At 53.4% G+C, this 21803-nt stretch carries 21 protein-coding genes and 1 pseudogene; 2 read left to right on the top strand and 20 right to left on the bottom strand.

Annotated features, from left to right (window positions below; translation table 11 throughout):
* Positions 1 to 7: 7 nt before the first annotated feature.
* The 14 genes from eccB to secY all read right to left on the bottom strand — a co-directional run bounded on the left by eccB (position 8) and on the right by secY (position 12266).
* Positions 8 to 1306: a type VII secretion protein EccB gene (eccB, locus tag ABMV07_RS02785; protein WP_374064847.1), complete on the bottom strand. Its 1299-nt coding sequence runs from the start codon at positions 1304 to 1306 to the stop codon at positions 8 to 10.
* A gap of 143 nt (positions 1307 to 1449) precedes the next feature.
* Positions 1450 to 2316, bottom strand: coding sequence for a tRNA pseudouridine(38-40) synthase TruA (gene truA, locus ABMV07_RS02780; protein WP_374064846.1), 867 nt, complete (start codon positions 2314 to 2316; stop codon positions 1450 to 1452).
* Positions 2317 to 2430: 114 nt separating this feature from the next.
* The gene (rplQ, locus tag ABMV07_RS02775) at positions 2431 to 2904 is read right to left on the bottom strand and encodes a 50S ribosomal protein L17 (RefSeq protein WP_088267690.1); all 474 of its coding nucleotides are present in this window, start codon (positions 2902 to 2904) and stop codon (positions 2431 to 2433) included.
* Positions 2905 to 2984: 80 nt separating this feature from the next.
* Positions 2985 to 4001, bottom strand: a complete 1017-nt coding sequence (locus ABMV07_RS02770) for a DNA-directed RNA polymerase subunit alpha (RefSeq protein ID WP_088267691.1) — start codon at positions 3999 to 4001, stop codon at positions 2985 to 2987.
* Between the two features lie 81 nt (positions 4002 to 4082).
* Positions 4083 to 4688: a 30S ribosomal protein S4 gene (gene rpsD, locus ABMV07_RS02765; RefSeq protein WP_004566857.1), complete on the bottom strand. Its 606-nt coding sequence runs from the start codon at positions 4686 to 4688 to the stop codon at positions 4083 to 4085.
* Between the two features lie 23 nt (positions 4689 to 4711).
* Positions 4712 to 5116, bottom strand: coding sequence for a 30S ribosomal protein S11 (gene rpsK / locus ABMV07_RS02760; protein ID WP_004566855.1), 405 nt, complete (start codon positions 5114 to 5116; stop codon positions 4712 to 4714).
* A gap of 3 nt (positions 5117 to 5119) precedes the next feature.
* Positions 5120 to 5488, bottom strand: coding sequence for a 30S ribosomal protein S13 (gene rpsM, locus ABMV07_RS02755; RefSeq protein ID WP_004566853.1), 369 nt, complete (start codon positions 5486 to 5488; stop codon positions 5120 to 5122).
* Positions 5489 to 5673: 185 nt separating this feature from the next.
* The gene (gene infA, locus ABMV07_RS02750; protein WP_004566852.1) at positions 5674 to 5892 is read right to left on the bottom strand and encodes a translation initiation factor IF-1; all 219 of its coding nucleotides are present in this window, start codon (positions 5890 to 5892) and stop codon (positions 5674 to 5676) included.
* Between the two features lie 303 nt (positions 5893 to 6195).
* The gene (locus ABMV07_RS02745) at positions 6196 to 6936 is read right to left on the bottom strand and encodes a L,D-transpeptidase (protein WP_197688559.1); all 741 of its coding nucleotides are present in this window, start codon (positions 6934 to 6936) and stop codon (positions 6196 to 6198) included.
* A 44-nt stretch (positions 6937 to 6980) separates the two neighbouring features.
* Complete coding sequence (locus ABMV07_RS02740) at positions 6981 to 7310, bottom strand: hypothetical protein (RefSeq protein WP_234914135.1); 330 nt, start codon at positions 7308 to 7310, stop codon at positions 6981 to 6983.
* Positions 7311 to 7388: 78 nt separating this feature from the next.
* Positions 7389 to 9077 (bottom strand): exo-alpha-sialidase, encoded by a 1689-nt coding sequence (locus tag ABMV07_RS02735; RefSeq protein WP_281510552.1) that lies wholly within the window; start codon positions 9075 to 9077, stop codon positions 7389 to 7391.
* Between the two features lie 413 nt (positions 9078 to 9490).
* Complete coding sequence (map, locus tag ABMV07_RS02730; protein ID WP_088267693.1) at positions 9491 to 10285, bottom strand: type I methionyl aminopeptidase; 795 nt, start codon at positions 10283 to 10285, stop codon at positions 9491 to 9493.
* A gap of 113 nt (positions 10286 to 10398) precedes the next feature.
* The gene (locus ABMV07_RS02725; protein ID WP_088267694.1) at positions 10399 to 10944 is read right to left on the bottom strand and encodes an adenylate kinase; all 546 of its coding nucleotides are present in this window, start codon (positions 10942 to 10944) and stop codon (positions 10399 to 10401) included.
* Complete coding sequence (secY, locus tag ABMV07_RS02720) at positions 10944 to 12266, bottom strand: preprotein translocase subunit SecY (RefSeq protein ID WP_374064845.1); 1323 nt, start codon at positions 12264 to 12266, stop codon at positions 10944 to 10946. Before secY ends, ABMV07_RS02725 begins: the two co-directional genes overlap by 1 nt.
* A 487-nt stretch (positions 12267 to 12753) precedes the next feature.
* Between secY and ABMV07_RS02715 the strand changes: the two genes are divergently transcribed.
* A complete protein-coding gene (locus tag ABMV07_RS02715) occupies positions 12754 to 13890 on the top strand; it encodes an ABC transporter ATP-binding protein (protein ID WP_088267696.1) in 1137 nt (378 codons plus the stop codon).
* Between the two features lie 114 nt (positions 13891 to 14004).
* Positions 14005 to 15258 (top strand): DUF4032 domain-containing protein, encoded by a 1254-nt coding sequence (locus tag ABMV07_RS02710; RefSeq protein ID WP_088267697.1) that lies wholly within the window; start codon positions 14005 to 14007, stop codon positions 15256 to 15258.
* Here ABMV07_RS02710 and ABMV07_RS02705 read toward each other — a convergent pair.
* The 6 genes and pseudogenes from ABMV07_RS02705 to ABMV07_RS02680 all read right to left on the bottom strand — a co-directional run.
* A pseudogene (locus ABMV07_RS02705) lies at positions 15255 to 15383 on the bottom strand (ABC transporter); the annotation flags it as partial. The gene ABMV07_RS02710 and the pseudogene ABMV07_RS02705 overlap by 4 nt on opposite strands.
* Position 15384: 1 nt before the next feature.
* On the bottom strand, positions 15385 to 16926 hold the full coding sequence (locus ABMV07_RS02700; RefSeq protein WP_374064146.1) for an IS1634 family transposase: 1542 nt from the start codon (positions 16924 to 16926) through the stop codon (positions 15385 to 15387).
* Positions 16927 to 17117: 191 nt separating this feature from the next.
* Complete coding sequence (locus ABMV07_RS02695) at positions 17118 to 17840, bottom strand: ABC transporter (protein ID WP_371891129.1); 723 nt, start codon at positions 17838 to 17840, stop codon at positions 17118 to 17120.
* An 82-nt stretch (positions 17841 to 17922) separates the two neighbouring features.
* Positions 17923 to 18801: a sugar ABC transporter permease gene (locus ABMV07_RS02690; protein ID WP_088267699.1), complete on the bottom strand. Its 879-nt coding sequence runs from the start codon at positions 18799 to 18801 to the stop codon at positions 17923 to 17925.
* Positions 18801 to 20204: a carbohydrate ABC transporter permease gene (locus ABMV07_RS02685; protein ID WP_196977145.1), complete on the bottom strand. Its 1404-nt coding sequence runs from the start codon at positions 20202 to 20204 to the stop codon at positions 18801 to 18803. The genes ABMV07_RS02690 and ABMV07_RS02685 overlap by 1 nt, the downstream gene beginning before the upstream one ends.
* Before the next feature lie 117 nt (positions 20205 to 20321).
* Complete coding sequence (locus tag ABMV07_RS02680) at positions 20322 to 21557, bottom strand: extracellular solute-binding protein (protein ID WP_197688561.1); 1236 nt, start codon at positions 21555 to 21557, stop codon at positions 20322 to 20324.
* Positions 21558 to 21803 lie beyond the last annotated feature (246 nt).

Here is a 21803-nt window from a genome sequence, read left to right as displayed (position 1 = left end):
CACCACACTAGTACAGTGGCGCGAGCGCCGCCTCAGCTGTCAATGCGCTGCCTTCAGGAAGCAACCCCATAACTTCCCACGGCACTCGGTAGAATTCCTTAAACCCTAGGATTCGGGCATTTTCTTGTGTCATGAGTGTATGGCGTTGCCCGTGCTCAGAAACAACATGCCATCCGCTACCGGTATCTACCGCTTGAGACATACCTGTACCTGCATAATGCGTAGCCGGCGAATCTCCAGAAAGCTCCACCGCAAGGTTTTCTGCGTCTTTATCCCGTTGAAATACCTTAAGATCCCAACGAGGTTGGGTGTCGTGGTCGCCTTGCCAAATAAAACCAATGCACAGAGGTGGAAGGGCTGCCTCCTCAAAAGTGTATTTCCGCTCGGGAAGCCGCAGTGGTTCCTGCGCGTCGGGTAGGTCGTTGATCGCCGCTGCTGGTACGTGGCTAGCGCGCCATCCGAGATCATTGAGGATGGCTAAATGTAGTTCAGTAAGCTCCACCACGTGGGCATTGATATTGAGCCATGAACTTTTACCACTATGCAGAATCTCTGATTCGGGGGCCGGAAGCGCTATGGGTGGTCCTTCTGGTATCAGCGATATTACTTCCGCGGGTGGCCGCCACCGCACTGTTGATTCTGTCATCCCAATGCGCCTGCGGATACTACGCCCTGCTGGTGAGTCCGGCGGAGGCAGCAGGTAGCGTGTCGAATCCACAATGAGGTATTCCACAAACGGTGTTGCCGCGACAAGTGCAGTATTGTCCGCTACTGCAGGAAAATCCCGCTGATGTGGATCGTGTACTTGTGTTACTTCCACGGTGTCGTCCCAGTGGCACACAAGCCATGCGGGTTGTTCTTGGGATTTCTCGGGGACAATGCGTGGCGCATCGGGGATACCGATGGGAACCCCAATGTGTTCACGGGCCAATACTGAATCGGATGCTTTGACTGGTTGTGCGGGCTCGCCGGCAACCAGTCGTGCGGAGGCAAGATTTGCTACGGGGTGAATCTGCTGGTCTACGCGTACGAAAAGATCCCCGCTGTTGCTACGCATGATCGGCGCATCGCCGGGGTCGGCGGCGGGACTAAACACAGCTAGCGCGCCTGATCCCACGCCTAACAACACCGCAGCACTGAGGCCAAAAAGTAGGCCTCTTCGTAGTTTTGCAATGGGATCGTGCAACATGCGGACGTCGCCAAGCAAAAGGCCTAGCTCGGCGCGTCGTTGGAGAAATTTGTGCCCTGAGACTTGCGCTTTGCTTGCTGGGCTAATACCGGGTGCTGAGCGTTGATTATTTGTCACTGCGGACTACGTCTCCTTATTCAACACATTCTGGGGTCTGCTCGGTCGCGCTGCGATGAGCAAGGAGATAGCCGATGTTTGAACTTCCCCCCATGTGTTTAGACGTAATCACCACCTAGGAAGGTTCCCAGATAACGCAATTTTTATGGGGAAGGCAATTCGGCGTGGGTCCGATAGGCACGTGCTTGCTCAGCACGGGCACCTAATTGATCGTCGCTGGGGTAATCTACGCCGACCAAACTGAGACCGCACGCCGCTGCAACGGGGATTGAGGATGAGCGCTTGGTTTCTCCGAGGAGGCCTTCGGTGAAACCATCAGCACGCTTGCCCTCCCCCACGACCAGGCATGCTCCGACAAGGGAGCGAACCATCGACCAGCAGAAGGCATCGGCGGTGACGTGGGCCTCGTAGAGCTGGGGTTCTTGCGGAGTTGAAACGTCATGCCAGGTGAATTCTTGCAGGTCACGGATGGTGCTAGCGCCTTCGCGATACTTGCAAAACGCTACGAAGTCATGCATGCCGATCAATGCGTCGGAGGCGGCCTGCATTGCAGAAATATCGACGCTGCGTGGCCAGTGGGCGGTGTCGCGTGCGCGGGTGGGTAGTGCACCTCTGGGGTGGGTGGTGACGCGGTAGATGTAATGCCGGCGTAGTGCTGAGAATCGGGCGTCGAATTCTGCTGGTACGAAGCTCATATTGCGGATACGGACATCGTCTGGCATCAATCGTGCTAATCGACGTATCAACCTGGCGGGGTCGCCTGCAATACTGCGTGTTTCTAGGGCTGCTGGGTCGACGTCGAAGTGTGCTACTTGTCCGGTGGCGTGTACGCCTGCATCGGTGCGTCCTGCGACGGTGAGGTCGATGGGGCGTTGGAGGACGAGTTTAAGGGTGTCTTCGATTATTTTTTGTACGGTGCGTAGGTCTGAGTCGCCTTGTCGCGCCCAGCCGTGGAAGTCAGTGCCGTCGTATGCGAGGTCGAGGCGGATGCGTACCGTGCCGTTAGTCATAGCGATTAATGCTAGCAGCAACGAAAAACCGCACCACGTGTCCCTCGCGTGCGGGGAATTTGTGTGGTGCGGTTGTAGGCTATGGTGCGCATTTGGTGCGCTCCATAAGAGAATTTACTTCTCTTCTGCCTCGGCAGCAGCTGGTGCTTCTGCTTCTACAGCTTCTGCAGGCTCTTCAGCCTTCTTGGAAGCAGCAGCACGTGCGGCACGGGTAGCTTCTGCGGAGACAGTCTCCTCGAGAACGAGGGAGATCTGGCTCATTGGAGCGTTGTCGCCCTTACGGTTCTCCAGCTTGATGATGCGGGTGTAGCCACCCTCACGGTTTTCAAACTTTGGAGCCAGCTCGTTGAAGAGCTTTGCGACGATCTCTTTGTTGGTGATGAACTTAGCAACGTTGCGACGATCTGCAACGGAGCCGCCCTTAGCCTTGGTGATCAGCTTTTCTACGTATGGGCGCAGAAGCTTTGCCTTGGCGTCGGTGGTCTTGATTGCCTCGTGCTCGATCAGCTGAGAAGCGAGGTTAGCCAGAATCTTCTTCTGGTGGCTCGCGGAACCGCCGAGACGGGCGCCCTTCTTAGGGGTAGGCATGGTGTACTCCTCGTATACAGGTTTATTGAGCGCTAGACCAACAATCGTGACGGTGCCACCGTGCTGGTCTTAATGGCTTTTTACTCGGTTTCTTCAGGATCCGTGTCGATGTAGTCGCCGGTTGCAGCGTCATAGCCATCGAGCTGAGTTGGATCGAAGTCCTCTGGAGCATCCTTGAGGGTCAAACCCAAGCCAGCGAGCTTGATCTTTACTTCGTTGATCGACTTCTGACCGAAGTTGCGGATATCCAGCAGATCGGATTCGGTGCACTCTGCGAGCTCACCGACCGTGTGGATTTCCTGGCGCTTCAGGCAGTTGTAGGAACGAACAGAGAAGTTCAGATCCTCGATTGGCATGCCGTAAGCAGCGATGTACTCGGTCTCCTGTGGAGAAGGTCCGATCTCAATGCCTTCGGCTGCGGTGTTCAGCTCGCGTGCGAGGCCGAACAGCTCAACAAGGGTCTTGCCTGCAGACGCGAGTGCGTCACGTGGAGTCATAGAGTTCTTGGTCTCCACGTCGATGATCAGCTTGTCAAAGTCGGTGCGCTGCTCAACACGAGTAGCTTCAACCTTGTAGCTAACCTTCAATACTGGGGAGTAAATCTGGTCGACTGGGATACGGCCGATTTCAGCTGGGCCGGAATAAAGAGTTGCTGGAACGTAGCCACGGCCACGCTCAACAATCATCTCGATGTCCAGACGACCCTGCTCATTAAGGGTTGCGAGGTGCAGATCCGAGTTGTGAATCTCCACGCCTGCTGGTGGCTCAATGTCGCCAGCAGTAACAACGCCAGTGCCTTCCTTGCGCAGGTACATAACAACTGGCTCATCGGAGTCAGAAGAAAGCACAAGGCCCTTGATGTTCAAGATGATGTCGGAGACGTCTTCCTTCACACCGTTGATGGTGGTGAACTCGTGGAGCACACCATCAATCTTGATGCTGGTCACTGCTGCGCCTGGGATGGACGAAAGCAGGGTACGGCGCAGCGAATTACCTAGGGTGTAGCCGAAGCCAGGCTCAAGTGGCTCGATAACGAAGCGCGAGCGAGCGGAATCGACGTATTCCTCGGTAAGGGTTGGGCGCTGAGAAATGAGCATGAAGAACTCTCCTGTAAGTGACGACCGCTATTTGACGTCTGTAGGCGGAAAGGATGGATAGAGGGTGAAGAATTGTAAAAATTACTTCGAGTAAAGCTCGACGATGAGCTGTTCTTGCAGCGGAACGTCGATCTGAGCGCGCTCGGGCAGCTGGTGCACGAGGATGCGCAGGGTGGACGGAACGACCTGCAACCATGCAGGTACAACAGCGTCAAGCAGGTTCTCCTGAGCCTCTTCGAACCAGATCATCTTCTGCGACTTCTCGCGAACGTCGATGATGTCGTACTGAGAGACGCGGTAAGAAGGAACGTTGATCTTCTTACCGTTCACGGTGAAGTGACCGTGGGAAACAAGCTGACGAGCCTGACGACGGGTACGTGCAAGACCTGCACGGTACACTACGTTGTCCAGACGGGACTCGAGCAGGATGACAAGGTTGTCACCGGTTTTACCTGGCAGACGGTTAGCCTCTGCGTAGTAACGACGGAACTGCTTCTCGAGAACACCATAGGTGAAACGAGCCTTCTGCTTCTCCTGGAGCTGCAAGAGGTACTCGGACTCCTTGATACGAGCACGACCAGCCTGTCCTGGAGGGTATGGGCGACGCTCGAATGCCATGTCTCCGCCGACGAGGTCGACGCGGAGGCGGCGGGACTTACGGGTTGCTGGGCCGGTATAACGAGCCATAGTAAGTTACCTTTCCTTTCCTATTAAACGCGACGACGCTTTGGTGGGCGGCAGCCGTTGAATGGCTGAGGAGTGACATCGGAGATCGAGGTGACCTCGAGGCCAGCAGCCTGGAGGGAACGAATAGCGGTCTCACGTCCAGAGCCTGGGCCCTTAACGAATACGTCGACCTTCTTCATGCCGTGATCCATTGCCTTGCGAGCAGCGTTCTCAGCAGCAAGCTGTGCAGCGAATGGGGTGGACTTACGGGAACCCTTGAAGCCAACGTGGCCGGAGGATGCCCATGCGATAACAGCACCGGAAGGATCCGTGATGGAAACGATGGTGTTGTTGAAGGTGGACTTGATATAAGCGTGGCCCTGAGCCACGTTCTTCTTAACTACACGACGACCAGAGCGACGTGCAGTGCTGCGAGTCTTTGGAGGCATGAATTACTTCTTCTTTCCGGCGATCGTCTTCTTAGGACCCTTACGCGTACGAGCGTTGGTCTTGGTGCGCTGGCCACGGACTGGCAGACCACGACGGTGGCGCAAGCCCTGGTAGCAGCCGATTTCAATCTTGCGACGAATGTCGGCCTGAACCTGTCGGCGGAGGTCACCCTCTACCTTCCAAGTGGCTTCGATAACGTCACGAAGAGCAGAAACCTGCTCGTCGGTGAGGTTGTCGGTGCGCAGATCTGGGGAGATGCCGGTCTCCTCGAGCAGCTGAGCGGCACGGGCTGGGCCGATGCCGTAAATGTAAGTGAGTGCAACCTCCATGCGCTTATTGCGCGGAAGGTCAACTCCAGCGAGACGTGCCATAAGGGCAGTACCTTTCCGGTTGTTACGGTGGTTTTCTCCATGCTCGTCCTCATCACTTGCCACTTTTCCCGGTCGGAGCCGGACGATGGGGCACACAAATGAGGCTTCAGCCACCGCAGCCAAAGGTGTGGGTGACGCAGAAACGTCAGTGAAGCATGGAGGCTTCTGAATTGTGTAAGTACGATTTACTTGTAGCGGTAAACGATGCGACCGCGGGTGAGATCGTATGGAGACAGCTCAACAACTACGCGATCCTCAGGGAGGATACGAATGTAGTGCTGACGCATCTTGCCACTGATGTGAGCAAGTACTTTGTGTCCGTTATCGAGTTCGACTCGGAACATTGCATTCGGCAAAGGCTCGATAATACGACCCTCGACCTCGATTGCGCCTTCCTTAGCCATATCCTCCACATTCCTGACACCGTCAGGCACCTCACATACATGCGAGCTACCATTAGTGTCGCTTCGTTCGCTACTTTTACTGAGTCCCCACAAGAACACGAGGTCACAGTAGGCGCACATACCATTTGGCAATACACCAAACGAAAACATTACCACGTAGATCTAGATATTTCAAGCGTTTCTTAAAAATTTGCAAAGTCTCTTACACCCCCGCCAAAGACAAACACAAAACTCTCCGCTTCCCTACCTCAATCCTTTCGGGATATTGCGAGGTAGCGAACGGAGAGAAAGCAACATGAGAATCTAGTAAACGTACACCATATCGCCATATTGCAGTGTGTTAAAGAACGTCACCGCATCGTTGTGCCACAGGTGAATACATCCGTGCGACATCACATTCGGGCTATCTTGGTGGAATGCAATACCGTTGTTTGTGAAATACACCGAGTAAGGCATCGGGGCATTGTTAAACTCACGCGAGATTTCATCCTTGACCTTGCGGTTCACATGGAACACACCTAGAGGCGTCTCCCAGCCTGGTCGACCCGAAGAGATCGGCACCGCACCATAAACCACACGACCGTCTTGCTGGAGCCACGCACGCTGCTGAGCAAGATCGACGCATGCACGTGCTGCCGGTGGGCATGATCCACGATCAAACGCAGAAGCAGCTGGTGCAGGCGCCGGTGCAGGTGGAGGCGGTGGCACAACAAAGGTGCGCTCTTGGATTAGCCCCGGGAAAAACAGGTTAACGGTGGCGTCGATGCCGTTTTTAATTGGCGCTGCTACCTCAACGGGGAGCACATCAGCCTGCGCGATAAGGGCATTACGGAGGTTCCATGCACCATCACGAGTTTGCTGCCCAATTGTTTGCAGCTGATCATTAATGGAGCTGGTAGCGGAAGAACCAGAGCTTAATGGCGCTGCAGAAACAGTGGCCGGCTGTGCGGTAAACAACGCGGTCGAGGTGGCCGTTGCGCCGATAACCGTAGTAACACGACGGCGCGTTGCCGACGGCTTTGCGTGACGAGGCTTATAGGACATGCAACACACTATAGCCTCGTTGCACAATATTCCGCCGGCAACACTCACAGCTGGGGTAAAAGTTTCTTACCTCTTGCCAATTTGATTCTTACACCAATTCTTTTGGCATTATTCCTTATATATGGAGGAACTGACGGACCGCGTTGAAGATCGCAACCAAAATTGGCAGTCCCATTCCGAGCAGTCCGATGAGAGAAGCCCTTCTTTTCAGCTGGAACTGCGGCATCCTCCTTGTCACCTGGGACTTCTTTTACTACCTGCTCGGTTACATCTTTAACGACCTTCGATTGCTCTTTGGCTTGTTGTACTAGTGCTGCAGCTTTTTCACGGGACTCCGCCAGCTGGGTTTCAACCTCTTGAAGCTTTGCCTGCAATTCGGCATTCTTTTCACCAGCTTCTTTCAGCTGTAGCTTTGCCTTTCCAGCGCTGCAGCCTGTTCAGCCATCTCACCTTCAGTTTTTTACAGCTTGTTCTTTCATACTGTCGAGCTGCACCTGCATCTCCTCGACGGCAGCCCGCATGGCTTCTTCCGCCTGCGCAACAGCAGCTTTTGCCTCCTCAGCAGCAGCATGTGCCTTAGCGGCGTCCGCCTCAGCAGCAGCCAATTCCTGACGCAGCATCACATCATTTGCCTTCGAAGCACCAAGCTTATCGACTAGCTCCTGTACCTTGGCATCTGCCTTCAGAGCAGCCTTAGCCGCTTCCTCAGCCTTAGCCACAACCTTTGGATCAAGCTTCGGCGCAATACCAGTGGTCTTTTCACTCAGGCAGTCGGCCCCCAGCCATGACATGTTGAACTTGGCAAATTTTATGATCAGACCTTGAGAATTTATAGATTCATACGCCATACCAATGGTGCCGTCTTCCATCGGGGTCATTACCGAATACTGGAATGGCCCTTCTTCAATTTGCCGACCATGTTTCCATGTTTTGCCATCATCACACGACGCCATCACCCAGCCATTGCGGCGTCCACTATCTCGATCTGTCCGGTGTTCAATCGGTGCCGAATGAAGAAGCACTTTGGCTGCTGCACTACCTTGCGGTGCATTAGGGTACGCCCTAATCAGTCCCACGTTAATTGCTTCGTTGAATTTAGAAGGATGCTGCGGTGGCGCAAAAACCGTGGATTTTAAGTTTCCCCAAGTTAATCCCTGATCGGTAGAATATGCAGTCCAGCGAGTACTCCCCCCAAATTCTTTCGAATTCATCATGAGAGTTCCGTCCGAAAGTTCAACTAGTTTATTTTCGTCACCGCTACGCGCTCCATCACCAGCGATTCCTTCTCCAATTTCCCATGTTTCACCGCCGTTATCTGAATAAATTGCCAAATTCACAAACTTAGCTGACGAGGACGGTTCAACATCCACTGCGATCGGAACGATCAATCGACCAGCATGTTCACCATATCGAAGCTGGATACCTGACCCTGAGGTTACAAAGCGGCCCCGACCTTGGTAAGTTCGACCATTTACCTTCACCTGCCCAGTCAAGTGACTAATTAAACGCATATTTTCCCAGGTCTGGCCATCGTCATTAGATTCAATAACAATAGTGTCCTGCACAGATCGATTATTAATCTGACCTGCAGCGTCACCTTCATGATAGCCAGCGCTCGCTTGCGCCACACGCTGATCTAGCGCACGCACGAAGAATGCAAATATTTTTCCAGTTGTCCGGTCAACGACCATTGCGGGATCTGTATAAGAAAGTCCTCTAGGGTCCCTAGTCCCTTGAGCAATAAATCCAGCTTTTTCGAAATTCTTTCCACTATCAGTTGATCGATATAGTTCAATATCTGTTTGAAGGCTTGGATCCTTCGAATTCCCGACCTTAAAAGGAGCATCTGGACAATTGGTACCCGACCCACGTCGATTATCAAAAGCCACTAGCAAAGAGCCATCTTCTGCTGTCACAATTGCAGGAATACGCACGCATCGTTGACCTGATGGGTCAACATCCCGAATAATTTTCTTTTCAAACACTGGCTGAGTTTGAGCCTCCGGCAAACCCATGCCACCGGCCGCACCGAACACTGGTTCCGATGGTGGTGCTGCGTCGAAAAGTCCTACTTCTGCGCCACCCGGAATGATTGAGGGGCTTTGGACGGTTCCAAGATCTGACTTTTCTTGTGCGAGCACAGGTGTACCCAGTGTTTGGGCTGTTAGTGAAATTGCAGCAGTGAGTCCGAGCAGAGTGCGCCCGATGGCATGCTTTGGTTTTTGCACGGGAATTCCCTTTCCTACGTGAGATGAGAAACACTATGGACGTTGGAGGTCTGATGTCCCCACCTTGCACGTGCCCCAAAGTCACAAACAAAAGGGAGTGGTGTGGACTCGATTGTCCTACTGAGCCATTGTCCATAACGATAATTCAGCAATGAGAAACTATCACAAGAAGTGCATTTTTGTAACGGCCATCATAAAATTCATGCAAAATATCGCCATGCAAACGTATACAAATACCCCCACCCCTTACCCCCATACCGAAAATAAAATGGTGGTCGATTGTGTATTACCACAACCAACCACCGCTTAGTTATCCGAAAGTTCTATTACTTTCGCGGAGTCAAAATCCTAGGACCATCGTTGGTTGCCGCAACAGTGTGCTCCCAGTGTGAGGACCAAGAGTTATCGTCGGTAACTACGGTCCATTCGTCGGCGAGCACGATGGAATCTACGGATCCAAGGGTCAGCATGGGCTCGATGGCCAGTACCGATCCTTCTTGGATCATTGGGCCGCGGCCGCCTTTACCCTCGTTTGCTAGGTAGGGCTCTTCGTGCATTTCGTGGCCGATTCCGTGGCCACCGTAGCCGTCGACAATGCCGAGGCGTACGTTGAATTTCTTTTCCGCTGCGCGGGTGGCCATCTCTAGGGCGTGGGAGACGTCGGTAAGCCTGTTACCAGGGATCATTGCCTTCATGCCTTCATAGAGAACCCACTCGGTGGCCTCGTTCAGCGCACGTACATCGTCGCTTAGGGTGCCAACACCGAATGTCCATGCGGAGTCGCCTACCCAACCGTCTAGTGTGGCACCGCAGTCGATGGAAACCAGGTCACCTTCTTTGAGGATGGTTTCTTTGTTGGGGATTCCGTGCACGATAACGTCGTTTACCGAGGCACAAATAGAGCCTGGGAATCCACCGTAGCCTTTAAAGGTCGGGATTGCTCCACGATCACGGATGGTCTGCTCGGCGATAGCGTCGAGCTCAAGGGTGCTTACTCCAACGGCTGCCGCGGCGCGCACCGCTTGGAGAGCTTCGCCGACGATTTCGCCCGCCGCCTGCATGGCGTCAAGCTCACCTAGGGTTTTTGCTGGGATTACTTTTCGCTTAGACCTAAAGCCCATGGCTGTGTTTTCTTTCTGTTGTGTTCATGAAAAATCCGAGGATCGTTCCCCTGCGTGGTGTCACGGAAAACGCCTCGGATTTCAACGTTATGTGGAGCTATATAAGAGCTAGATTATTTGCCCAGTGCTCCGAGGGTGCGAACATTGATGTCCTCGATGCTGCCCTCTGCCTTGATGGTGATGATGTCGTCACCATAGTGGCGGATCAGTGGTGCAGTTTCGTGGCGGTAAACCTGCAGACGGGTGCGGATGGTGTCTTCGTTGTCGTCCGCACGGCCACGAGCAAGCATGCGCTCAACTACTACATCCTCAGAGACTTCGTAGTTAATAACACCGTTGAGTTCAGCGCCGAATTCTTCCAGCATTTCCTTGAGGATCTCAGCCTGCTCAACAGTGCGTGGGAAGCCGTCAAGAAGGAATCCAACCTCTGCGTCGTCTTCTTGGAGGCGAGCCTTCACCATGCGCGCAGTGACGTCGGTAGGCACAAGCTTGCCGGCATCAATATAAGATTTTGCTTCCTTACCCAGTGGGGTGCCCTCGCCAATATTGGCGCGGAACAGGTCACCGGTAGAGATGTGAGGAATGCGCAGCTTTTCGGAGAGGATAGCCGCTTGGGTGCCTTTGCCAGCACCGGGAGGTCCAAGAAGTACGAGTCGCATTATTTAAGAAGTCCTTCGTAGTTGCTTTGCAGTAGCTGGCTTTCGATCTGCTTGACGGTTGTCAAAGCCACGGAAACCATAATCAAAATTGCAGTACCGCCGAATGGTGTTGATCCAGCAGAGCTTGCCCCAACGCCCAAGTCGAGAGCGATGTTAGGCAAAACAGCGATGATACCAAGATACAGCGCACCGACGAACAGGAGTCGGTTCATCACATATCCAAGATACTCCGCCGTAGGACGGCCTGGGCGGATTCCTGGGATAAAACCACCGTACTTCTTCATGTTGTCCGCTTGCTCATTGGGGTCATATTGCACGGAAACGTAGAAGTAAGAGAAGAAGATAATGAGCGCAAAGTACAACAAGATGTACTGCCATGAGGATGGCGTTTGCAGGTACTGAATAACGTTGCGCTGCCACCAGTTATCCGAAACTTCGGTGGAACCGGAGTTGATGATCTGGGTGATCAGCACTGGCATGTAGATCAAAGAGGATGCGAAGATCACGGGGATAACGCCGGCTTGGTTGACCTTAAGAGGCAGGTAGGTAGAAGAGCCACCGTACTGACGACGTCCCACCATGCGCTTTGCGTACTGCACTGGGATACGGCGCTGGCCTTGCTCAACGAAGACCACACCCACGACCAAGACGATCACAGCAACAAGAACCACAGCGAACACAACGCCGCCGGAAGAGTTAAAGATGTTGGCACCATCTGAAGGAATGCGAGTTGCGATACCTGCGAAGATCAAGAGGGACATACCGTTACCGATACCGCGCTCAGTGATGATCTCACCGAGCCACATCACCAAGATGGCGCCGGCGGACATGACCAACACCAGCATGACCAAGGTCCACAGGTTGCGGTCTTCCTTCAACACCGAAACACCACTACCCAACAGCTGCTCACGGTCAGCAAGAGCAACGATGCCCGAGGATTGCAGCAGCGCAAGACCTAAGGTGAGATAACGCATGTACTGATCCATCTTTGCTTGACCGGATTGTCCCTCTTTTTTGAGTTCCTCAAACTTAGGGATCACAACCGTTAGCAGCTGCACGATGATCGACGCCGTAATGTACGGCATCACACCGATAGCAAAGATCGACAGCTGCAGCAGGGCTCCGCCCGAAAACAGGTTAATCAGTGAGTAGACGCTCGAAGAGTCCGACGTCAGCTCACGAAGCCGACCGCTAATCGACGCGTAATCAACACCCGGGGACGGGATCTGCGCACCGATTCGGTACAAGATGATCAACGCGATGGTGATCAGAATCTTCTTGCGAAGATCCGCATCTCGGAATGCCTGAAAAATCGCAGACACTTAGCCTCCTGGTTCTCGTACCACCCCCAAAGCGATAGGAGATGTGTGTAAACGTATGCCCTAAGCCTTAGAAATGTGAAGCCACATTCAACATTCCACCCACCCGCGCGAAGAAAAACCGCGAAAGCCAAGCATAGGAACGTCGTAACGCAACCACCCACCTGCTAAAACCGTGGCTGGATATATTTGACCGGTCTACCCTACCACCGTATTACTACAGTTCACTAGTTACCCCACCCACGACTTTTAGGCAGCCCTAACCAAGTTATCTAATAAAAGTCTAAAAAGAATTGCATACTGAATGAGATGTAGATCTCTCATGGGGTTAGTTCCGCAAAATCTCACGTTTTATCGCGTACTATGTCACTGACGCAAATACCCAGAGCAACGGCGCTTTCCCTAGCCGCAGTTCTCGTAGCGCGCACTTTATTTCTTCTACTCGGATCGTTCGGCACGTACCTGCCGATAAAGAATGGAGTTGCCACTCATGGCTTCAGTAACCTTTGATGCCGCAACACGCATCTACCCAGGCGCCACTACCCCATCGGTAGACAAATTCACCCTTGACATCGCAGATGGCGAATTTTTGGTTCTCGTCGGACCTTCCGGCTGCGGTAAGTCCACCACCCTGCGCATGCTCGCTGGCCTAGAAGAGGTCAACGACGGTCGCATTTTGATTGGTGAGCGCGACGTCACCGACATGCCACCACGCGACCGCGACATCGCTATGGTGTTTCAGAACTACGCCCTGTACCCCCACATGACAGTGCGCGAGAACATGGGCTTTGCACTCAAGATTGATAAGCGCCCCAAGGAAGAGATCGATCGTCGTGTCGAAGAGGCCGCACGCACCTTGGATCTCACCGCGTTCCTCGACCGCAAGCCAAAGGCACTCTCCGGTGGCCAGCGCCAGCGTGTTGCCATGGGCCGCGCTATCGTGCGTAAACCAGAGGTCTTCCTCATGGATGAGCCACTATCTAACTTGGACGCAAAGCTTCGTGTTCAAACCCGTACGCAGATTGCAGCGCTGCAGCGCAAGCTCGGCGTGACAACCTTGTACGTCACCCACGACCAGACGGAAGCACTGACCATGGGCGACCGCATCGCCGTTCTCAACTTTGGCAAGCTCCAGCAAGTGGGCACCCCACGCGAGCTCTACGATCGGCCAGCAAATGAGTTCGTCGCTGGCTTCATTGGCTCCCCCGCCATGAACTTGGGCACCTTCACCGTCGAAGGCAACCACGCAGTGCTCGGCAATGCCCGCGTACCACTGAGCGACGCAACCCTCGACGCCATCACCCCAGCCGACAACGGCCAGATCGTGATCGGCTTCCGCCCAGAGGCACTCGAGATCGTCCCAGAAGGAACCCCGAACACCATTCCGGTGAAACTCCACCTTGTCGAAGAGCTCGGTTCCGATGCCTTCATGTACGGCAAGCTCGTTGGTGGCGGCGGACTCGGCTCCGGCACGGACGCTAACCCAGATGATGTCTCGACCGACCAGATCATCATCCGTACCGCACCTCACACTGCTCCACCTATTGGTTCGGTTGTTCACGTCCGTATCCGCGAGGGCGCACAGCACAACTTCTCCAAGGCAACCGGCGATCGCCTGCCTGAGTAGTAGCTCACTCCCCGCATACATAGGCGGTGTCTCAGCACTGCCCTAGCCCAGACCGCTAGGGTGTCTGGGCACCGCCTCTTTCCTTATTTCCCCATACCATCCTTGGAGGTTTTGGTGTTTACTCCGCAACCGTCGATGCAGATCACCAACGGAACTATCGCCCCAGCTTTACTGCAACTGCCTTGGAGCGTACCGCTTGAAGACTGGCCCGATGACGTACTCGCCAGCCTGCCACGCGGTATCTCTCGCCATACCGTGCGCTTTGTCAATGTTGATAGCCACGTTTTTGCTATTAAAGAAATCGGACAAAAAGCCGCCTACCACGAGTACAAAATGCTGCGCGACCTCAATCGACTCGGTGCACCCTCCGTTCAACCACTTGCCGTAATCACAGGGCGTGTCGACGCCACCGGCCAGCCACTCACCCCCGCACTAGTCACAGAGCATTTGAGCTTTTCGCTCCCCTATCGCGCTGTGTTTTCTCAAACGAGTGTGTCTCGCTTCATGCGCCCCGAAACAGCCACCCGCATGATCGACTCCATCGCCCTGCTGCTCGTACGTTTGCACCTCCTCAACTTCTTCTGGGGCGATGTCAGCCTGTCCAACACTTTGTTCCGTCGTGACGCCGACGCTTTTTCCGGCTACCTCGTCGACGCAGAAACCGGCGATTTACAGCCACAGCTGAGCGAACAACGCCGGCTTTACGACGTAGAAATCGCCCGCGTCAACATCATCGGCGAGCTTATGGATCTACAAGCAGGCGAACTTCTCCCCAGCGATGTCGACGCCATCGAAGTAGGAAACCGCATCGCCGAAAAATACGAGCTGTTATGGGAAGAACTCACCGGTGAACAAACCATCAACGTCTCCGAAGCTTGGCGAGTACAACAACGCATCGAACGTCTCAACGACCTCGGATTTGATGTCAGCGAATTAAAGCTCAAGCCCGCCCAAGTAGAAGGCACCGAAATGCTGCAGATGCGTCCCCGCGTTGTTGACGCAGGCCACCATCACCGCGCCCTCATGCGGATGACCGGGTTGGATGTTCAAGAACGCCAAGCCCGCAGAATTATCAACGCGATTGAGACATATCGCGCGGTTAAGCACAAAGAGCACATTCCGCTCAACCAGGTGGCACACGAGTGGCTCACCAATGTTTTTGAGCCCACGCTTGCCTCCATCCCCACAGAATTCGCGTCACGTCTGCAACCGGCACAGCTATTTCATGAGATCGTGGAACACCAGTGGTATCTCTCAGAGGAATGTGGCCACGAAGTCCCCCTCCACGAGGCCACACAATCTTATATTCAGACAATCTTGCCCAACCGCCCCGATGAAAAACACGTGTTAGACCACAATGTCAGCTAAATGACAACACTGAGCGCGGCCGCTACCACCAAAAGTACTGGATACGCCACTGCGAGCCCCAGCCGCGGTAGCGGATCAAGTGTTTCGGTAAGGGGACGGCGATAGTGCAGCCTGACTTGGCTCAATTTAGTCAGACGGTTGGGGCAGCTTTTCGGTGAGTTCGCGGATGTCAGCGGGCAGGTCGGTTTGTGCATGGAGGGTCTGGCCTGCGATTTCGACGGTAAACGTCCGGTATTTCTTCAGGGTTCGCACTAATCGCTTCAACGACAGGCCCGTGGCTTGTTCCAACACGTGGCCTGTGGCCATCGCGGCCATCACAATGGTTAGGTGTGCGTGGATGGAGTCTTCTTTACGGTGATAAATCGGTCGGGCTTTCAGGTCTGATTTCGCCATTCGGAACGATTTCTCGATCGTGAACAGGCGCCGGTAGGCACCGATGACTTCCTGGGGTTTTAAGTCTGTGCGTGAGGTCTCGTATCCTTTAATCCCGGCCAGGGTTAGGTGCTTGTTGGCTAGGGTGTGGTTGACCTGCTTATTCGGGGCCTTGAGGTTGACGTATCGATTCCGCTTGACGGGTATCTTTCCGTCAACAGCACGCTGGGCTTTATCTAGTTGTTCGCCGATGCCGCGCCTTGTGCGCCGAGCCCTATCGTAGGAATACTGGTAATAGGTCACTGCCTGCGGTTTGCCGCTGGTGCGGCGTTTGTCGCTGTGGTGACGGTGGGTCCAGATGTGTCCGTCGTCGTAGTCGGTGTAGCTGCGCCCTTCCGCTGCATCTAGCCAGGCTTTAATTGGTTCTGGGATTTCGCGTTCTTTCGTGCCCAGAATGTAGTCCAACCCGGCATCGATAATCGCGGTCTTGTTGGCGGCTGAAAACATGCCAGCATCAGCAACAATCGTGATGTCGTCAAGGTGGTAGGCGTCTTTAAGACGCAGGATCATTGGCAACATGGTGTGCGTTTCCGCACGATTGCCTTCAAACGCGCCGATCGCCAAGGGCAAGCCGGTGGAGTCGGTGAGCATCCCGACAGTGATCTGGGGTTCGAGTCGGCGTTCTTTACTAAACCCGGGTTTGCGTAGCTCGTCGGGCACGTCAGTTTCAAAATACAAGGTTGTCACATCGTAGAGAACCATCACACCAGGACCAATGGCCGCGTGTGTGGCTAGCGCGTGGGTTATCTGGTCGCGGAAGTCTTTGTCGGCATACCGCGGAAGGTAGCGCTTTATAGTCGCGTATGAAGCCGAGGCCACGCCGACTTCTGCCAGAGTTTCAATGGAATCAAACTTGGAACCCGGCGAGATAATACGGGCTTGGACCAGGTTGAAAAACACCTCGTCCTTGCCGCTTGCCGTATCCAGGCCAAGGAGTTGGAAGGCCCCGCGAATCGCGTCCAGGAGAAGACCTGCGCGTTCACCGGATACCGTGACGGGATTATCAACCGTGCCTGTTCCAGACACAGCAACCGCAGAAGGCAACACTTTGAGGTCAAGTGAAATTTGCTCGCCATCGACAAGCCGCTGAGCCTTGACCATCAGCGCTGCGAGATCGTGGTCGGTATGGGCGGAGCCGACGTGTTCGATTTCAGGTTTGCGGTTGCGGTACCGCCAGATGATTTGAACAGCGGTCGCACCCGACGCCGTCGGGACCCGGCGGATACTCGGTGACATATTCAACAGCCTACCGGCACCCCCACCGCTACCCGCTTAGTCAGACAAAACCCGCACTCTGATACCCAACCCCACAGGCAGAAACGTCAATATGAACTACAACACACCAAAATGAGCCAAGTCAGGTCTTATATTCAGACAATCTTGCCCAACCGCCCCGATGAAAAACACGTGTTAGACCACAATGTCAGCTAAATGACAACACTGAGCGCGGCCGCTACCACCAAAAGTACTGGATACGCCACTGCGAGCCCCAGCCGCGGTAGCGGATCAAGTGTTTCGGTAAGGGGACGGCGATAGTGCAGCACCACCACGCCCAGCGCGGGCGTGATAAACATGGTTGCTCCCACGCCACCAGCGCTAAACATCATGCGGTTTTCCGAACCCCACAACGCATAAAACACCAACGTAAAAGCTAAGTATCCAAAACCTAGCGGAACAACACCTAGCCGCGTTCCAAGGCTAAAACCAAAAATCCAGATCAAGGCCGCAATAACAACTGCAACCGCCAGCGGAATCCGAAGCTGAGACTGCGGAAGCCTCTGGAAAGCCTGGATAACAATCCATGCCACGAGCAACGCCCACGCGGGGTTCTGGGACTCAGCCGTCCACAATGTTTGATGCGTTAGTACGTCATGGGGCACCTCGCTTGCCACAGCGATGGCGAGAAGACCTAATCCAATAAAGGGCGCCCCGCGTTTGATCAGTACGACCAGAAGCCAACAAACAATAGGTGCGGCGGCCCACGATACGGTTTCTAAAAGCATGCCCACTGTGAGCTTCCCCAAGCTGGCATCCAGATAGCCATCATGTGTGGGTTGCACAACAACATTGCCCAGCATTCCTAGCGCCAGCAGCACCAATGCTATGACTGCAAGCGCTGTCAGGCTTAAACCTTTACGTTTTGTTTCCACCTAATCACGCCTTTTCACACAACAACGCCGTACCCGAGGACTTCCAGGTAGAAGCCAAGTACGGCGTTGATGAAGCTAGTTTTTATCCCTTGACCGAGCCTGCCATGGATTCCTGGTAGTACCGCTGCATCACGATAAACAGAATTGTAATCGGAATGGAAACGCAGACAGCACCCGCAGCGAATCGAGCAAACCAGTCGTAGATGTATTCCTTCTCCAGCATCTTCCACAGGCCAAGGGAAACAGTGTAGTTTTCCTGAGTGCGGGCGATGGCCTTAGCAAGAACGAAGTCGAGCCATGGAGTCAGGAAGGCCACGATGGATTGATACACGATCATTGGCTTGGAGATCGGAAGAATAATCTTGGTAAAGACCTGCCACCTCGTGCAACCATCGAGAAGCGCTGCTTCGTCGAGGGAGATCGGGATGGTGTCCATGAAGCCCTTCATCACGTAGAAGCCCATGCCGGCACCAGCCGAGTACACGATGATCAGAGCAAGGTTGGTGGTCCAACCTTGGGTAAGCCCCACAGCCTTCAAGATAAAGTAAATTGCAACAACGGCCATGATGCCTGGAAACATACCCAAGACGAGGGCGATGTTCATGTACACCTTGCGGAAGCGGAAGCGCAGACGACTCAAGGAGTACGAGACGAACAGCACAAAGACCACGCTGATAACACAGGTAAAGCACGCAATGATCAAGGTGTTCATGAACATCTTGGGGAAGTTCAGCACCGAGTGATCGGTAAAGAGCTTGATGTAGTTATCAAAGCCGTATTCCTTGGGGAAGAACGTTGAGGTGTAGGGAGCGCTGTTTTTGTTAAAGCTCTCGGCTACCACCCAGATAATCGGGATTACCCACAGGATTGCGAGGATGGAGAGGAAAAGGTGAACAGCAATGTCTGTCAGACGACGGGCGCGTCGCTGACTACCTTTGATTGCAACTTTATGAGTGCTCATCACTGGAATCCTTCCTCGTTACGGTACGAACCGCTTCGGCGGTACGTGATCAAGGCGACGACAGACAAGACAATGAAGGTGAGGATACCGATCACTGCACCGACGTTGTAGTCACCGCGGTCGACGGTGAGCTTGTACAGCCATGTAATCAAAAGGTCTGTCTTACCTGCGGAAGCACCGATCGGCGTTGGGTCGCCACGCGAGAGAAGATAGATCACGTTGAAGTTGTTCACGTTTGCAGTGAACGTTGTGATGAGGTATGGGGTCATCACAAAGAACATGTACGGCAGGGTCACATTCCGGTAGGTCTGCCACCACGTTGCGCCGTCGAGACGCGCTGCCTCATAGAGCTCGCCTGGGATGTTCTGCAAAATGCCGGTGACCTGCATGATGGTGTATGGAATACCGATCCACAGGTTGATCACGATAACGGTGACACGGGCCCATGTTGCGTCGGTAAAGAATGGCAGGCTTTGGTCGATCCAGCCGGCGTCGAGCAGCATGCGGTTGATAATGCCTTCTGGCTGCAGCATCGAGCGGAGAACTAGAAGGGTAACGAACTGCGGAACAGCAACAGAGAGCGAGAAGATTGCGCGCCAGAATGCCTTACCATAAGTGGTTTTACGCTCGATGAGCATAGCCAAGAACATGCCGATGAAGTAGTTCAGGAAGGTGGCGAAGAATGCCCACGTCAGCGTCCAGACCAGCACGCTCATGAACAACTTAAGGTTTACTTCACCACCATCATTAGCAAAAACTTTGGCAAAGTTTTCTAAACCTACCCAGTCGAACTTTTGAACATGACCGGAGTCGTAGCTGGTAAATGCCATGCTGATCATGAAGATAAGCGGCAATATCGTGAAGATGATAATTCCAGCGGTAGGGAGTGTCATTAATAAGATAGGTGCGTCTTCATCGGTGAGAGCATACAAATCTTCTTTTAGACTACGAGCATCACCACGTTGTTCGACAAAAGTCTGGGCTTTGTATGCGCTGCGCATGGCGAGCGTGGCAAGCCAAAGAACAACGATGAGCAAGAAAACAGCGGCGACGCCATTGAGGAGCAAAACTACCGAAGGCTCACTCTTCTGGTAGACCCAAAAGCCGTCAACCTTGACCCGTTCTGATTCACCGGTGCCCAAACCGGGGAGTTCTTTCAGAGCTTTTACGCCCTTAGTTGCAAAGAAAGCGATGGCAGCGATCTCAATGAGAAGAAACGCTGCACCTTTAACGAACTGCTTGCGCAGTAGGTTGCCTAAACCGAAAACCAGTAGCGAGGCTTTGGTGATACCGTCGCCGTTATTCCATGCCTTTGACATCGAGTAAGGGCTAGGGGCATCTTCGCGTTTTTGGGTTTTCTTTGTTTTCAGTTTTAAACCACCGTGTTGGCTCGCAGTTTTCATGAGCCCGCACTTCCTTCCTGTGGCTGTATATGCCGTGAGCCCAGCACTAGGACTGGGCTCACGATCTAGTTGGCTCGTATGACAAAGCGTCATACGTTTCTGGAAAAACCAGAGTTTCTACTTCAGAGTGGACGCCCATGCTTCCGTCTTTTGGGCAGCATTTTCAGGTGCAACCTCCCGATTGGCAAGTCCTTTACCAAAGTTTTCTGCTGGCTCCCAGAAATCAGACATCTTCTTGATAGTTGGCTGCAGGATAGAAGCTTTTGCTACTGTCTCGAACAGTGCACCAGCTACTGGGTCAGCGGTAATAGTTGCATCTGTAGAGAGAGTTTTATCTGCTGGGATAACGCCGCTCTTTTCAAAGTGAGACTTCTGAGACTGGGAGTTAGCAAGGAATGCTGCGAACTGAGAAGCGATCTTTGGGTTCTTGGTGTTCGGGTTGTAGCCGATTGCCTTGGAACCGGAAAATGCCTTCATCTGAACATCTTTGCCATCAAGTTTGAAGGTAGGCAAAGATGCCACAGCATAGTTATCGCCGAGAGCTTCCTTGACGTTGTTTGCATCCCATGAACCAGAGAATACAACATCAACAGAGCCGTTCTTCATACCGCCAATACCGGAACCATCAGCATCATTAACAAAATTAGGATTACGAACAACGTTTGCGAGGTACTTGGTTACATCGCCAGCCTTAGCGCCCAAATCAATGCCTGCGTCTGCTTTAAGTCCGTCATCACCGAAGAACTTCGCTCCTGCACCAGCATAGAAAGCTGGGAAGTACCAAGAGTTAGAGATTGGGAAAGAGACCTTTGCTTTCTCCAGCATGGTGTCGAAAGACTTGACGTCGTCAGCGCTGAGCTTAGACTTGTTGTAGTACATGAACCAAGTGTTTGGCTCAATCGGTAGACCGTATGCCTTGCCGTCTTGGCCGGTCACAGTAGCGACCATGGTGTCTTCAGCTTGTTCCTTGAGCTGCTTCATACCATCATCTGACAACTCACCAACCGCACCAGAATCGAGCAACGAACCTAGCTGGTCATTGGCATATACATATACATCAGCTGCAGCACTTGGATCTTGGTTCACCGTCTTGCCTGCATCTGCTGCAGAAACAACCGAATTCTTCCAGGTGATCTTGTAATCAGGATGAGCCTTTTCGAATTCCTTCTGAACTGACTGGAGCCATCCGTCAGCGCCATCCTGATCTTCCTGAGGACCCCAAACGGTCAAAGTTGCCTCGTTGGAGGCGCCAGAATCGGAAGCTTTATTGCTGGAGTCGGACTCGCTGGAGCAGCCTGTGAGGATCAGGGTAGATGCAGCAACTACGCTGAGAATTTTCTTGGTGTGGACCATATCCACGACACCGCCTTTACAGTTAGAAAAAGACTTATGGTTTACCCAAAAGCCCCTAGCCCAATCCGTTGACCAGCACGGATACGTTTCAAGCTAGGTGGTAATCACCATTCAAGCTGTAAGCTTAATATTGTGTGACTAAGCCCGACAAATTTTTATCAAGTTACCTGAGGCACACACTACACTGGAATTTCATTTTTATTACCTGAAAATCGCACTTTTAGCGCAACGAGTGCACCCGAACTG

It is taken from the genome of Corynebacterium belfantii (assembly GCF_041898185.1).
Classification (GTDB): domain Bacteria; phylum Actinomycetota; class Actinomycetes; order Mycobacteriales; family Mycobacteriaceae; genus Corynebacterium; species Corynebacterium belfantii.
This window is presented reverse-complemented; position numbering and strand designations above follow the sequence as displayed.

Excerpts from the sequence above, each read along its gene's own strand:
- rplQ (WP_088267690.1), bottom strand. The coding sequence starts at position 2,904 with ATGCCTACCCCTAAGAAGGGCGCCCGTCTCGGCGGTTCCGCGAGCCAC.
- truA (WP_374064846.1), bottom strand. The coding sequence starts at position 2,316 with ATGACTAACGGCACGGTACGCATCCGCCTCGACCTCGCATACGACGGC.
- ABMV07_RS02725 (WP_088267694.1), bottom strand. The coding sequence starts at position 10,944 with ATGCGACTCGTACTTCTTGGACCTCCCGGTGCTGGCAAAGGCACCCAA.
- ABMV07_RS02715 (WP_088267696.1), top strand. The coding sequence starts at position 12,754 with ATGGCTTCAGTAACCTTTGATGCCGCAACACGCATCTACCCAGGCGCC.
- map (WP_088267693.1), bottom strand. The coding sequence starts at position 10,285 with ATGGGCTTTAGGTCTAAGCGAAAAGTAATCCCAGCAAAAACCCTAGGT.
- ABMV07_RS02700 (WP_374064146.1), bottom strand. The coding sequence starts at position 16,926 with ATGTCACCGAGTATCCGCCGGGTCCCGACGGCGTCGGGTGCGACCGCT.
- ABMV07_RS02680 (WP_197688561.1), bottom strand. The coding sequence starts at position 21,557 with ATGGTCCACACCAAGAAAATTCTCAGCGTAGTTGCTGCATCTACCCTG.
- rpsD (WP_004566857.1), bottom strand. The coding sequence starts at position 4,688 with ATGGCTCGTTATACCGGCCCAGCAACCCGTAAGTCCCGCCGCCTCCGC.
- ABMV07_RS02685 (WP_196977145.1), bottom strand. The coding sequence starts at position 20,204 with ATGAAAACTGCGAGCCAACACGGTGGTTTAAAACTGAAAACAAAGAAA.
- ABMV07_RS02690 (WP_088267699.1), bottom strand. The coding sequence starts at position 18,801 with ATGAGCACTCATAAAGTTGCAATCAAAGGTAGTCAGCGACGCGCCCGT.
- infA (WP_004566852.1), bottom strand. The coding sequence starts at position 5,892 with ATGGCTAAGGAAGGCGCAATCGAGGTCGAGGGTCGTATTATCGAGCCT.
- rpsM (WP_004566853.1), bottom strand. The coding sequence starts at position 5,488 with ATGGCACGTCTCGCTGGAGTTGACCTTCCGCGCAATAAGCGCATGGAG.
- rpsK (WP_004566855.1), bottom strand. The coding sequence starts at position 5,116 with ATGCCTCCAAAGACTCGCAGCACTGCACGTCGCTCTGGTCGTCGTGTA.
- ABMV07_RS02770 (WP_088267691.1), bottom strand. The coding sequence starts at position 4,001 with ATGCTCATTTCTCAGCGCCCAACCCTTACCGAGGAATACGTCGATTCC.
- ABMV07_RS02745 (WP_197688559.1), bottom strand. The coding sequence starts at position 6,936 with ATGTCCTATAAGCCTCGTCACGCAAAGCCGTCGGCAACGCGCCGTCGT.